At 62.9% G+C, this 10812-nt stretch carries 10 protein-coding genes; 8 read left to right on the top strand and 2 right to left on the bottom strand.

What is annotated here, in order from left to right; genetic code table 11:
- Window positions 1-40: 40 nt before the first annotated feature.
- On the bottom strand, window positions 41-232 hold the full coding sequence (locus OKC30_RS21545; RefSeq protein WP_442865590.1) for an Arm DNA-binding domain-containing protein: 192 nt from the start codon (window positions 230-232) through the stop codon (window positions 41-43).
- A 186-nt stretch (window positions 233-418) separates the two neighbouring features.
- Between OKC30_RS21545 and mukF the strand changes: the two genes are divergently transcribed.
- The 8 genes from mukF (at window position 419) to OKC30_RS17270 (ending at window position 10139) form a co-directional block, all read left to right on the top strand.
- Window positions 419-1738: a chromosome partition protein MukF gene (mukF, locus tag OKC30_RS17305; protein ID WP_039040724.1), complete on the top strand. Its 1320-nt coding sequence runs from the start codon at window positions 419-421 to the stop codon at window positions 1736-1738.
- Window positions 1719-2456, top strand: coding sequence for a chromosome partition protein MukE (gene mukE / locus OKC30_RS17300; RefSeq protein WP_069651314.1), 738 nt, complete (start codon window positions 1719-1721; stop codon window positions 2454-2456). The genes mukF and mukE overlap by 20 nt, the downstream gene beginning before the upstream one ends.
- 45 nt (window positions 2457-2501) lie before the next feature.
- The gene (gene mukB, locus OKC30_RS17295) at window positions 2502-6929 is read left to right on the top strand and encodes a chromosome partition protein MukB (protein ID WP_270666779.1); all 4428 of its coding nucleotides are present in this window, start codon (window positions 2502-2504) and stop codon (window positions 6927-6929) included.
- A 150-nt stretch (window positions 6930-7079) separates the two neighbouring features.
- Window positions 7080-7466, top strand: coding sequence for a septal ring lytic transglycosylase RlpA family protein (locus tag OKC30_RS17290; protein ID WP_270665049.1), 387 nt, complete (start codon window positions 7080-7082; stop codon window positions 7464-7466).
- A 288-nt stretch (window positions 7467-7754) separates the two neighbouring features.
- Window positions 7755-8228, top strand: a complete 474-nt coding sequence (locus tag OKC30_RS17285) for a cupin domain-containing protein (protein WP_039040728.1) — start codon at window positions 7755-7757, stop codon at window positions 8226-8228.
- A gap of 17 nt (window positions 8229-8245) precedes the next feature.
- Window positions 8246-8731: a GNAT family N-acetyltransferase gene (locus OKC30_RS17280; RefSeq protein ID WP_151027443.1), complete on the top strand. Its 486-nt coding sequence runs from the start codon at window positions 8246-8248 to the stop codon at window positions 8729-8731.
- A gap of 265 nt (window positions 8732-8996) precedes the next feature.
- Entirely contained in the window at window positions 8997-9305 is a 309-nt protein-coding gene (locus OKC30_RS17275) for a putative quinol monooxygenase (RefSeq protein WP_210557670.1), read from the top strand.
- Between the two features lie 342 nt (window positions 9306-9647).
- On the top strand, window positions 9648-10139 hold the full coding sequence (locus tag OKC30_RS17270) for a SixA phosphatase family protein (RefSeq protein WP_052816250.1): 492 nt from the start codon (window positions 9648-9650) through the stop codon (window positions 10137-10139).
- Window positions 10140-10211: 72 nt separating this feature from the next.
- On the opposite strand, the gene OKC30_RS17265 is transcribed toward OKC30_RS17270, so the two are convergent.
- The gene (locus OKC30_RS17265) at window positions 10212-10772 is read right to left on the bottom strand and encodes a hypothetical protein (RefSeq protein WP_080988556.1); all 561 of its coding nucleotides are present in this window, start codon (window positions 10770-10772) and stop codon (window positions 10212-10214) included.
- Window positions 10773-10812 lie beyond the last annotated feature (40 nt).

Below are 10812 nucleotides of genomic sequence, written 5' to 3'. Positions count from 1 at the left end.
GGTGTGTTTGGAGACAGCCAGTTTACCAGCACCCTGTCTGTCAACTTCCACTTCCCCAAGATCCCGCGAAGAACCTTATGTTTTGCCGCTTCTTGGTGATCGGCTGGTAGTACTTGAATCGCCAGCTCTTGCATGTGGCGGTGACGACGAGGGAAAGCCCCAGAGTGTCGGCGTGAGTGCCTTCTTTGGCGTTGGCAACCTTGGTTGCAGTGAGTGGGGCTTTCGTCTTCATTGTCTCAGCTCGCTGTTGGTACCATCGGATCGGATGGCACCAACAATGGTACCAATTTGGCTGGATGGTACCAGTTCTTATTGTACTGTATTGGACAACTTAAACAGGTTAACTTCAGGAGTGATGCGGCTTTGCTGGCTGTTTTAGTTAGTTATCAAATGATTATGGGGAGGCGATGATAACGTCATGATGAGTACATCCCGTACCCTGCCAGAGACGGTGGGATGGGTCAGACAGGAGGGGTTGGCGCTGAACCTCCCCACCGACAGGCTGGCCTTTCTGATAGCGATCAAGACGCTCTCCGAGGACGAGTCTGATCTCTCGGAGGCCGCGCTGCACGATGCCTTTGGCTATGTCAGCAGTGCCTTCGGCCAGATGGACGAGACCCTCACCGGTCGCGCCAACAACGCCATCAACGATCTCATTCGTCAGCAACTGCTGTCGCGTTTCACCACCGACATGGTGGCGGGGGAGAGCCTCTACCGCCTGTCGCGCCTTGGCATGAGCATCGTCGATTTCTTCATGGATCAGCGCCAGGTGGACTCCATCAAGCTCTCCATCCTGCTCGAGCACCTGGCGGCCGAGCTCGACACCGCCCGCAAGGCGGCGCTCGAGACCAACACCCGGGAGCAGTGGGACGCCGAGGTGCTGCCGCGTCTCTCCTTCTCCCTGGAAGAGACGCTCGGGCGCATCGATCTCACCCAGCGCGCCATGGACGAGCAGCAAAACCAGGTCAAGAGCGAGATCGCGGCCCTGCTGACCCAGAACTGGGTCGATGCCATCCACAGCTGCGAGAAGCTCCTGCACGAGACCGGCCAGACCCTGCGCGAGTTGCAGGACACCCTGGACGCCGCCGGCCACCGCCTGCAGGCGGGGCTGCTCAACATTCAGGAAGCGGCCCAGGGGCGCGATGATCTGTTCCACGTCGAGGAGCTGACCCACGCCCTGCAGGGGCGTCTGGATGTCATCACCGCCTGGGGCCAGCAGTGCATCGAGCTCTGGTCCCGTTATGACAGGCACGTCCACAAGTTCATCCGCAACGCCATCGACATGGACAAGAACCGCGCCTTCAGCCAGCGGCTGCGGGAATCCATCCGCAACTTCGAGCAGCACAGCTGGTTGTTGCGGGTGGCCGAAGAGCCCCGTTTGCTGGAGCTGCGGGATGAAACCATCGCCATCCACGACGAGGAGGTGACCGGCGAGGTGCCCCTCGAGATGGAGTACGTAGAGATGGTGGACATCAACCAGGAGCTGGCGGAGCGCATCGAGCGCTACCTGGCCCGCTATCCGGAGCAGGGAGATCGGCTGGATCTTGCCGACGTGCTGCGGGAATACCTGCTGGACTACCCGGCCCATGCCCACTTCGACGTGGCGCGCCTCCTGATCGATCAGGCCGTGCGTCTCGGCCATGCCAGCGGTGAGCGCGAGCACCACCGCCAACCCGCATGGAAACCCATCAACCAAGCTGGATCCAAGGTTCAGGCCTATGTCATCGATCAATACTGAATTCCCCTTGCCCCTGCGCCTCGCAGAGGCCATCGCCAACCCCTTGTTTCCGCGCATCGACACCGCCCTGCGCTCCGGTCGCCACATCAGTGCCGACGAATTCGAGCAGCACTCTGCCCTGGTGGAGTACCACCAGGAGCTGGAGATCTTCTACGGCCGCTATCAGGTGGAACTCATCAAGGCGCCGGAAGGCTTCTTCTACCTGCGTCCGCGCCCGAGCGCCGACATCGGAACAACAGTGCTATCTGAGCTCGATATGCTGGTGGGCAAGGTGCTCTGCTATCTGTTCCTGAGCCCGGATCGCCTCGCCTCTGAAGGGGTGTTCGCCATGAGCGAGCTGCAAGAAGAGGTGCTGAGTCTGGCGGACGAGAAGCAACTGCTGCGCATGGTCAACAGCCGCTCCGGCGGCACGGATCTGGACAAGAAGAAGCTGCTCGAGAAGATCCGCACCTCCATGCGTCGCCTCAAGCGCCTCGGGATGATCACCCCCCTTGGCAACAGCGACAAATTCCGGGTCAACGAGTCCGTGTTCCGCTTCGCCGCCGATGTGCGCTCCGACGAGGATCCCCGCGCGGTGCAACTGCGGATGATCCAGGAAGGGGAGGCCATTTTCCACGATGACGAGATGCCGAGCAGCGATTCCCTGTTCGAGGATATCGAAGAGGATCTGGACGAAGAGCAGCTGGAGCTGGAGGTGGAAGATGATCTGCAACGTTAATGTGCCGGCACTGATGGTGTCTGCCGGTTTGATGGAGAGTGTGGCGTGAGAGGCAAATTCAAATCCCTGACCATGGTCAACTGGAACGGCTTCTTCGCCCGCACCTTCGATCTCGACCAGCTGGTCACGACCCTGTCCGGCGGCAACGGCGCGGGCAAGTCCACCACCATGGCGGCCTTTATCGCGGCCCTCATTCCCGACCAGTCCCTGCTTCACTTCCGTAATACCACTGAAGCGGGTTCCAGCAGTGCCTCCCGCGACAAGGGGCTCTACGGCAAGCTGCAGCGCGGCCACTGCTATTCGTTGCTGGAAGTGATGAACAGCCGCGAGCAGCGGATCTGGGTCGGTGTGCACCTCGAACAGGTGGCCAACCGTGACAACAAGGTCAACATCACCCCGTTCGCCCTGGTGGATGTGCCCGAGCACCTGGCGCCCACGGATCTGCTGCTGGAGAAGCTCGACGACGGCAAGGGCCGGGTACGTGCCTTCGCCGATCTGAAGGGGGCGGCAGCGGAGCTTGGCGCCATCAAGGTCGCCAAGTTCAATACGGTGACCGATTATCACAACTTCATGTTCGAGTTCGGCATCACCCCGAAGAAGCTGCGGGATCAAAAGGATCGCGGCAAGTTCTATCGCCTGATCGAAGCCTCCCTCTACGGCGGTATTTCGTCTTCCATCAGCCGCTCCTTGCGTGAATACCTGCTGCCGGAGAACTCCGGGGTGCGCAAGGCGTTCCAGGACATGGAGGCGGCCATCTACGAGAACCGCCGCACCCTGGAAGCCATCAAGGAGACCCAGGGTCAGCGGGATCTCTTCAAGAACCTCATCACCGAGACCACCCACTATGTGGCCGCGGAGTATGTGCGGGGCGCCGCCGAGAAGAGCCGCCTCTCCGAGCTGGCCCTCAAAGCACGCTCTGAGCTCGCCGGCAAGCGTCGTCTGCTGGCCGAGGAGAAGCAGCGCGCCATCTATCTGGCGGACGAGGTGGATCAGCTCACCAACCGCGAGAAGCTCCTGACCGACGAGCTGGAGTCCGCCGCCGAGCACCTGGCCAAGGTGATGGCGGCCGTGGCGCTGCAAAAGAAGATTGCCCTCTATCGCGCCGATCTGGCGGAGCTCAACGACAAGCTGGAGCAGCAGCAGGCGGTGGTGGAAGAGATCCACGGCCAGTTGCTGGAAGTGGAAAAGCGCAAGGAGCTGGCCCAGGCAGAGGTGGACAGCCTCAAGACCCAGCTGGCCGACTACCAGCAGGCGCTCGATATCCAGCAGACCCGCGCCATCCAGTACCGTCAGGCGGTGCAGGCCCTGGAAAACGCCCGCGAGCAGTGCGAGCTGCCGGGGCTGACCGCCGAACAGGCGAGCGACACCCTGCATCAGTTCCGCGCAGCTGAGCAGAGCTTGACCAGCCGGGTGCTGGGGGCCGAGCAGCAGTTGGCGCTGGCCAAGGCGGCGGTGGCCGAACACGAAGCGGCGCTGGCGCTGCTGCTCAGCATCGCCCCCGAGACAGTGCGCGAGGCTGCCTGGCCCACCGCGCAGGGGCTGCTCAAGCGCCACATCGAAGACAAGGCCCGCATTGCCCAGGGCCAGGGTCTGCGCGCCGCCCTGGCTCGCCTCGAGAAAGAGAGCGAAAGCCAGAAGACCCTCTTGCGGCTGCGAGACGAGCTGGCCCAGGCGTCTGGTCAGCACATTGCCAGCCAGGACGAGCTGGAGATCTTCCTCGAAGCCCAGCGCACCCGCCAGGAGGAGCTCTCCGAGCAGCAGGCAGAGGCCAATCAGCGCCGCGCCAGCCTCGAGCATCAGGGCACTCAGCTGGGTCGCGATATCGCGGAACTGACCAAGCTGGCCCCGCGCTGGCTCAAATCCTTTGAAAAACTCGAGCAACTGCGCGAGCAGAGTGGCTTGGCCTTGGCCACCGCCGAAGAACTCTCTTCCGGCATGCAGAGCGTGCTCGACAAGGAGCGGGAGTTCGAGCAGGAGAGCAACCGCATTCAGGGCCAGAAACAGGCGCTGGAGATGCAAATTCGCAACCTGCAGCTGGGTGCCGGCGAGGCGGATCCGCGTCTTGCCCGCATCGCCGAGCAGGTGGGGGGCGTGCTGCTCTCGGACGTCTATGACGACATCTCCATCGATGATGCCCCTTACTACTCCGCGCTCTACGGCCCGGCTCGCAGCGCCCTGGTGGTGCTCGACCTCGAAGGCGCCATCGAGCGGCTGAAAAAGCTGGAAGATTGCCCGGAAGATATCTACCTCATCCAGGGCAACCCCGACTCCTTTGACGAGGATCTGGTGGAAGCGGATGAGCTGGGGGACGCCGTGCTGGTGCGCACCAGCAAACGTCAGGTGCGCTTCTCCCGCTACCCCGAGCTGCCGCTGTTTGGCCGCGCCGCCCGGGAAAAACGGATCGAGCAGCTCGATCTTGAGCGGGAAAACCTCATCGAGGGCTACGCCAAGGCCGCCTTCGAGCAGCAGAAGTACCACCGTCTCTACGGCCACTTCCGCGACTTTATCGGCCAGCATCTGGATATCGCCTTCCGCCCGGACCCCGAAGCCGAGGTGCAGGCCAAGCAGCACGAGCAGCGCAAGCTGCAAGAAACCATCGCCGAGTGCGACAAGCAGCTGAGTGATGCCAAAGCCGCCGCCGCCCAGCTGACCCGCCATATCCAGCTGGTGCAGGGGATGCTGCCCTTTGCCCACCTGTTTGCCGAGGCAGACCTGGCGGCCCGCCTCGAGGCGGCTCACGCCGATGTGGAGGCCCTTAAAACAGCCGAAGCCTTTATCGCCAGGCACGGCAAGGCGCTGGAAAAACTGGAAACCATGGTGCAGGTGCTGCGCCAGGATCCCCAGGATCTGGCGGCCCTGCAGGCGGCCTTTGACGAGGTGAGCGACCTGCTGGCCGAGCAGAAGCGCCGTTGCTACGCCCTCGATCAGCTGGTGGCCCGTTTGCCGCACTTTGCCTATCAGGATGCGCAAGATCTGCTGGGCAAGGCCTCCGAGATGAGCGAGCGACTCAAAGAGAAGCTCAAGGCGGCAGAGCTTGCCGCCCGCACCGCCGGTGAGCAGCACAAGCAGATCACCCAGCGCCACACCGAGGCGCTGCAACTGCGCACGGCGCTCGATTCCAGCGCCTCGGCCAAGGGGCAGACCCTGGCGGAGTTCGAGCAGGAGCTGGCGGCCATGGGGCTGACCCTGTCGGATGACATGGAAGAGAAGGCCCGTGCCCACAAGAAAGAGATTGAAGAGCTGCTTATCCGCACCCGGACCCGCCGCACCAGCGCCGAGGCCCAGTTGCAGGTGTGCAAGCGCGAAATCGAGTCCCTTGGCGGTCGTCTCAAGCTCGAAGGCAAGGATTACTACAGCGCCCGCAAATCCCTGGTGGGTCACAAGGCGAGCTGGTCGCGGGTGGTGCGTCTGGCACGGGAGACCGACGTCGAGAAGCGTCTGAACAAGCGCGAGCTGGCGTACCTCGACAGCGACGAGTTGCGCTCCATGTCGGACAAGGCCCTCGGCGCCCTGCGGGTGGCGGTGGCCCACGACGAGGCCCTGCGCGATGCGCTGCGTCTGTCGGAAGGCAACCGCAGCACCGAGCAGAAGGTCGCCTTCTATGTGCAGGTCTACCGTTACCTGAAAGATCGCATCCGCAACGACATCATCCGCTCGGACGATCCGGTGGAAGCCATCGAGGAGATGGAGATCGAGCTGGCGCGCCTCGCCGACGAGCTCAAGCAGCGGGAAACCCATCTGTCCCTCTCCTCCCACGAGGTGGCGGCCAAGATCACCAACATCATCCGTCGGGAGCAGAACCGCATCCGGGTATTGAACCAGGGCCTGCAGAACATCGCCTTCGGTCTGGTGCGCGGGGTGCGTCTCAACGTCAATATCCGCGAGGCCCACACTCGCCTCCTGACCGCACTCGCCGATCAGAGCGCCATGCACAACGATCTTTTCGCCGACAAGGAGCTCAGCTTCTCCGAGGCCATGGCCAAGCTCTTCCAGCGTCTCAACCCGCAGGTGGAGCAGGGGGAGCGCAACTATCAGGTGATGGGGGACATGCTGCTCGACTATCGCAACTACCTGGAGCTGGAGATCGAGGTGCAGCGCGGGGCTGACGGCTGGCTGCGGGCCGAGAGCGGCGCCCTCTCCACCGGCGAGGCGATCGGCACCGGTCAGGCCATCCTCTTGATGGTGCTCATCAGCTGGGAGGAGGAGTCCCGCCGTCTGCGCGGCAAGGACATCGCTCCCTGCCGCCTGTTGTTCCTGGACGAAGCGGCACGGCTTGATGGCAAATCCATCGCCACCCTGTTCGAGCTGTGCGAGCGGCAGGACATGCAGCTCCTCATCGCGGCGCCGGAGAACATCAGCCCCGAGAAGGGCACCACCTACAAGCTCATCCGCAAGGTGCAGGGCAAGCACGAGCATGTGCATGTGGTGGGGCTGCGCGGCTTTGGCTTCGCCGATGACAAGCTCATCGCCTGACCCCTTCCCCTGACAGGGGCTGACGGAGCGATACGCAAAACGGGAGGCCTGGGCCTCCCGTTTTCCATGGGAAATATGAGAGAGTAGGCCCCTGTTAACGGAAGCCCGACTGGCGATGCTGGTCGCTCTGTCCCATCGAGGAAGCAACGCATGACGACGCGACAAAAAGGGCTGCTGGCCTCCCTGTGCCTGCTGCTGGCGGCCTGCAGCAGCCAGCCTGATGCAGGCAGTGCGGGCAACTGGCGAGGCTATAGCGAGACGGGGCTCGCCTCCTATTACGCCGATCGCTACCACAACAAACGCACTGCCAGCGGGGAGCCTTACCAGCGCCACGCCAACACCGCCGCCCACATGACACTGCCCTTTGGCGCTCTGGTGAGGGTCACCAACATGGCCAACGACAAGAGCGTGGTGGTGCGGGTCAACGACAGGGGCAATTTCCCTCGCGGGCGCATCATCGATCTCTCCAGGGCGGCGTTCAGCGCCATCGGCAACCCCCGATCCGGGCTTATCAAGATCAGGATTGAGGTGCTCTAGTCACCGGGTCTGCATGTGCCGGTGCCCCTCCATACCCGGGCCGCTGGAAGAGGGCATTTCCCAGTGATCGCGGGCCATCTTCTTCATTCCATTGGTGAGGTCGCCAACGCGACTTCCCATTTTCCGGTGTGCCATTAAGATAGCCAAACGAAAAACAGGGTGTCTTTGCCATCTGGCGGCAACCGGGCATGGCATGGTGTGTGAGACACCCTTTCAACCCCCTGCCCATGTTTCGCCGCTAAGGCGCAGGCTATAAAGAGAGACGTCATTCACAGGGAGGATCAGAACATGACTGACAAGCGTGCCATTCAGGCAACGGCCATCCCCGAGCACAAGGCAAAGTCCCTCTATCCGGAGCCCTTTGCCTCCCTGGTCAAGCACCGCACTCGGCGCAGGCTGGGGGATCATTTCGGCCTCGCCAATTTCGGGGTCAACCTGACGACCCTGGCACCGGGGGCCATCTCGGCGCTCAAGCACCATCACGGCCTGCAGGACGAGTTCGTCTATGTACTCTCGGGCAATCCCACCCTGCGCCACGGGGAGGAGGAGTACCGGATGTCGCCGGGGGAGTGCATCGGCTTCAAGGGGGGCAGCGGCCTGGCCCACCAGTTGCTCAACCACGGTGAGGTGGACGCCGTCTATCTCGAGGTGGGGGACAGGCTGCCAGGGGATACCGTCGACTATCCCGACGACGATCTGGCCCTGGTACAGGGGGCCGATGGTGCCTGGTCAGCCAGACACAAGGATGGCAGCCCCTACTAGGGGGGCCTCTTCGCGCAATGAGAGAGACCTCCATGGTGTTCAGCCCCTTTTCTGCTGTCAGGGCAGAGGATTTTCTGCCGCTGCTCAACGACGAGACGCTGCGAAAGCACCTGATCCCTCACCCGCTTTTCGATGTGGCCGGGGTGCGCGACTGGATGGCGTACAAGCTGGGAATTGACGCCCGGCCAGGTTGCCGCGTGCGCGCCATCTTCCTCGACGGCACCCTGGCGGGGTGGTGCGGTATCCAGCCCGATGACGAGGGGGTGGAGCTTGCCATCGTGCTCGCCAAGGCCGGCTGGGGAAGCGGCGTGGCGATTTTCAACGAGATGATGGGGTGGGCGAGGGAGCTTGGCCATCGGACGATACTCTTTCACTTGCTGGATACCCGCCCGCCTTATCTGTCCCTCGCCAGACGGGCCATCTGGGTGAGGAAAACGCGCCTGGGCGAACACCCTTTCACCACCTATTGCCTTGACGTTGAACGTTGGTCTGCAGGCCCTTAGCCTGGACCAGGGGGCCGCAAGCCGTGCCGCCTCCTGGCGGGTCCCGTTGCCACCCTTTGCGCCATGATCCCTCCCGCTCGTTTGTTCCTCCGTGCACGGCGTGGTTATCCACCCCGTTGAACACAGTGTTCATTCTGCCCCCCTATATGGCCCCCACCGTCCTGCCTACACTGGGCAACGTCTGATGGGGGCGCATCCGGCAGTATAAATCGCTGTCCAAGTTGCACTCTCTGGCGTGTTGACGATGTACAACGGAGAAAACTGGATGAAAAAAGAGACAGACAAACTGGTATCGATCGCGGTGCTCAAGGCCCGTGACGGCATGGGAGAGCGCCTTCGCGATGCCCTGCTTACCTTGATTGGCCCCACTCGCCAAGAGCCAGGCAACCTCGATTACGTGCTGTTCGAGTTGAAGGATGAACCCGGTACCTTCTACATGCGGGAAGCCTTCGTGAGTCAGGCCGCCCTGGATGCCCACTGTGAGACCGCGTATTTCCAGGCTTTCGCCCACCAGGCGGACGAGCTGCTGGCCGAACCCCTTCGACTTGTCTTCATGGAAGAAGTGAGCCCCTGATCCTTGCCGCAGAGCCCGATGATCCCCTCATCGGGCTTTTTGCCTTCAGCCTCGCTCCCGGCAATCGCATCTACCTGCTCGGCTGTGTGGCCATGGCCCTGAACCCCATCCTGATCAAGCGCTGCTACCGGGGGAGTCCTTCCTCCACCTGACCGGCTGGACCCTCATCTGCGCCACTGTGCTGCTCACCGGCATGCTGACCGGGGAGACAGTACACTGGGAACAGGTAGGCTGGGGGGTAGAAGGTGTGCTGCTGACCATGGTGCTCCTGCCCCTTCATGCTGGCAAACGGGGGGCTGTCTGAGGGGCCGCCTGTGGCCCTGATCAACCAGGGAGTGCGTCATGAGAAGAACCCTGATCCTGGTACGCCATGGCAAGTCGAGCTGGGAAGACGCGTCTTTGTCTGACCGCGCTCGTCCGCTGGCTGCGCGCGGGCTGCGCGATGCGCCCCTGATGGGGGCTCGTCTGGCGCACCTTGGGGTGAAGCCCGATCTCATCCTCTCGAGCCCCGCCTGCCGGGCCCTGACGACCGCCCGGCTGCTTGCCGGGGAGCTGGGTTATTCCCCGGACCGCATCGTCATCGACGAGGGCCTCTACGAGAGCGATGCCGGGACCCTTCTCGGGGTGGTGGGGGCGCTTTCAGATGATCTCGCCTGCGTACTGCTGGTGGGTCATGATCCTGCCTTCACCGACCTGGCTCATGGCTTTTCCTCCGGTATCACTCGCATGCCGACCTGTGCCGTCGCCCGCTTCATCTTCGACGCCCCCTCCTGGTCGGCGCTCCCGTCCTGCTCGCCGGTGGTGGCCGTGCTGGACTTCCCGAAGAAGAGGTAGGGGGGCGTCGGTTGCAGGCATGCAGAAACGACAAGGGGAGCCGCGGCTCCCCTTGTCGTGATGGTGACGGGGTCATTTGGCCGCGATGGGCCCCTTGGTGCCCGCATCGTTGTCGACCCAGCCATCTTCTCCCTTGAGGCGGCGATCCCCCTGGATGGTGTAGATGACCATGCCCTCCTTGAACACCAGGGCGCCGTCGGATTTCCTGGTACTGACCTGCTTGTCGTTGACCCACACCTGATCCTTGTCATCGATGCGGATGTTCGCGACCGTGGCGCCCGTCTCGGGGAAGGTGGCGACCCCGTTGCCGGCGTAGGGGCTGGCGCTGGCCGCTGCGGGGGCGGCGCCAAATCCGGCGGCGGCGTTCTCGGCCTTGCTCTTGTTGATGTCACAGCCGCTGAGCTCGCTCACCTGGGTACAGCCTGAGCGCTCCAGCTTCTGCTCATAGCTCATGTTCAATCCGCCGTCGGCGGCCGGGGCGGCGGTGCCAAATCCTGCCTTGGCGTTTTCCGCCTTGCTCTTGTGAATATCGCAGCCCTGGGCTTCGGTCACCTGGGTGCAGCCGGAGCGTTCCAGCTGTTCGGCGTATTTGTGGTTGTTGACATCCTCCCCCACCTTAGCGCTTCGCGTCACAGGAGGGGGATTCCCATTACTGGGTGATAGCTGCTCGCGC

Origin of the sequence: Aeromonas sp. QDB18 (genome assembly GCF_027705325.1) — a bacterium.
GTDB lineage: Bacteria > Pseudomonadota > Gammaproteobacteria > Enterobacterales > Aeromonadaceae > Aeromonas > Aeromonas caviae.
This window is presented reverse-complemented; position numbering and strand designations above follow the sequence as displayed.

What these genes read in the sequence shown, in the direction of transcription:
- OKC30_RS21545 (WP_442865590.1), bottom strand. Translation starts at nt 232, where the DNA reads ATGAAGACGAAAGCCCCACTCACTGCAACCAAGGTTGCCAACGCCAAA.
- mukF (WP_039040724.1), top strand. Translation starts at nt 419, where the DNA reads ATGATGAGTACATCCCGTACCCTGCCAGAGACGGTGGGATGGGTCAGA.
- mukE (WP_069651314.1), top strand. Translation starts at nt 1,719, where the DNA reads ATGTCATCGATCAATACTGAATTCCCCTTGCCCCTGCGCCTCGCAGAG.
- OKC30_RS17290 (WP_270665049.1), top strand. Translation starts at nt 7,080, where the DNA reads ATGACGACGCGACAAAAAGGGCTGCTGGCCTCCCTGTGCCTGCTGCTG.
- OKC30_RS17285 (WP_039040728.1), top strand. Translation starts at nt 7,755, where the DNA reads ATGACTGACAAGCGTGCCATTCAGGCAACGGCCATCCCCGAGCACAAG.
- OKC30_RS17280 (WP_151027443.1), top strand. Translation starts at nt 8,246, where the DNA reads ATGAGAGAGACCTCCATGGTGTTCAGCCCCTTTTCTGCTGTCAGGGCA.
- OKC30_RS17275 (WP_210557670.1), top strand. Translation starts at nt 8,997, where the DNA reads ATGAAAAAAGAGACAGACAAACTGGTATCGATCGCGGTGCTCAAGGCC.
- OKC30_RS17270 (WP_052816250.1), top strand. Translation starts at nt 9,648, where the DNA reads ATGAGAAGAACCCTGATCCTGGTACGCCATGGCAAGTCGAGCTGGGAA.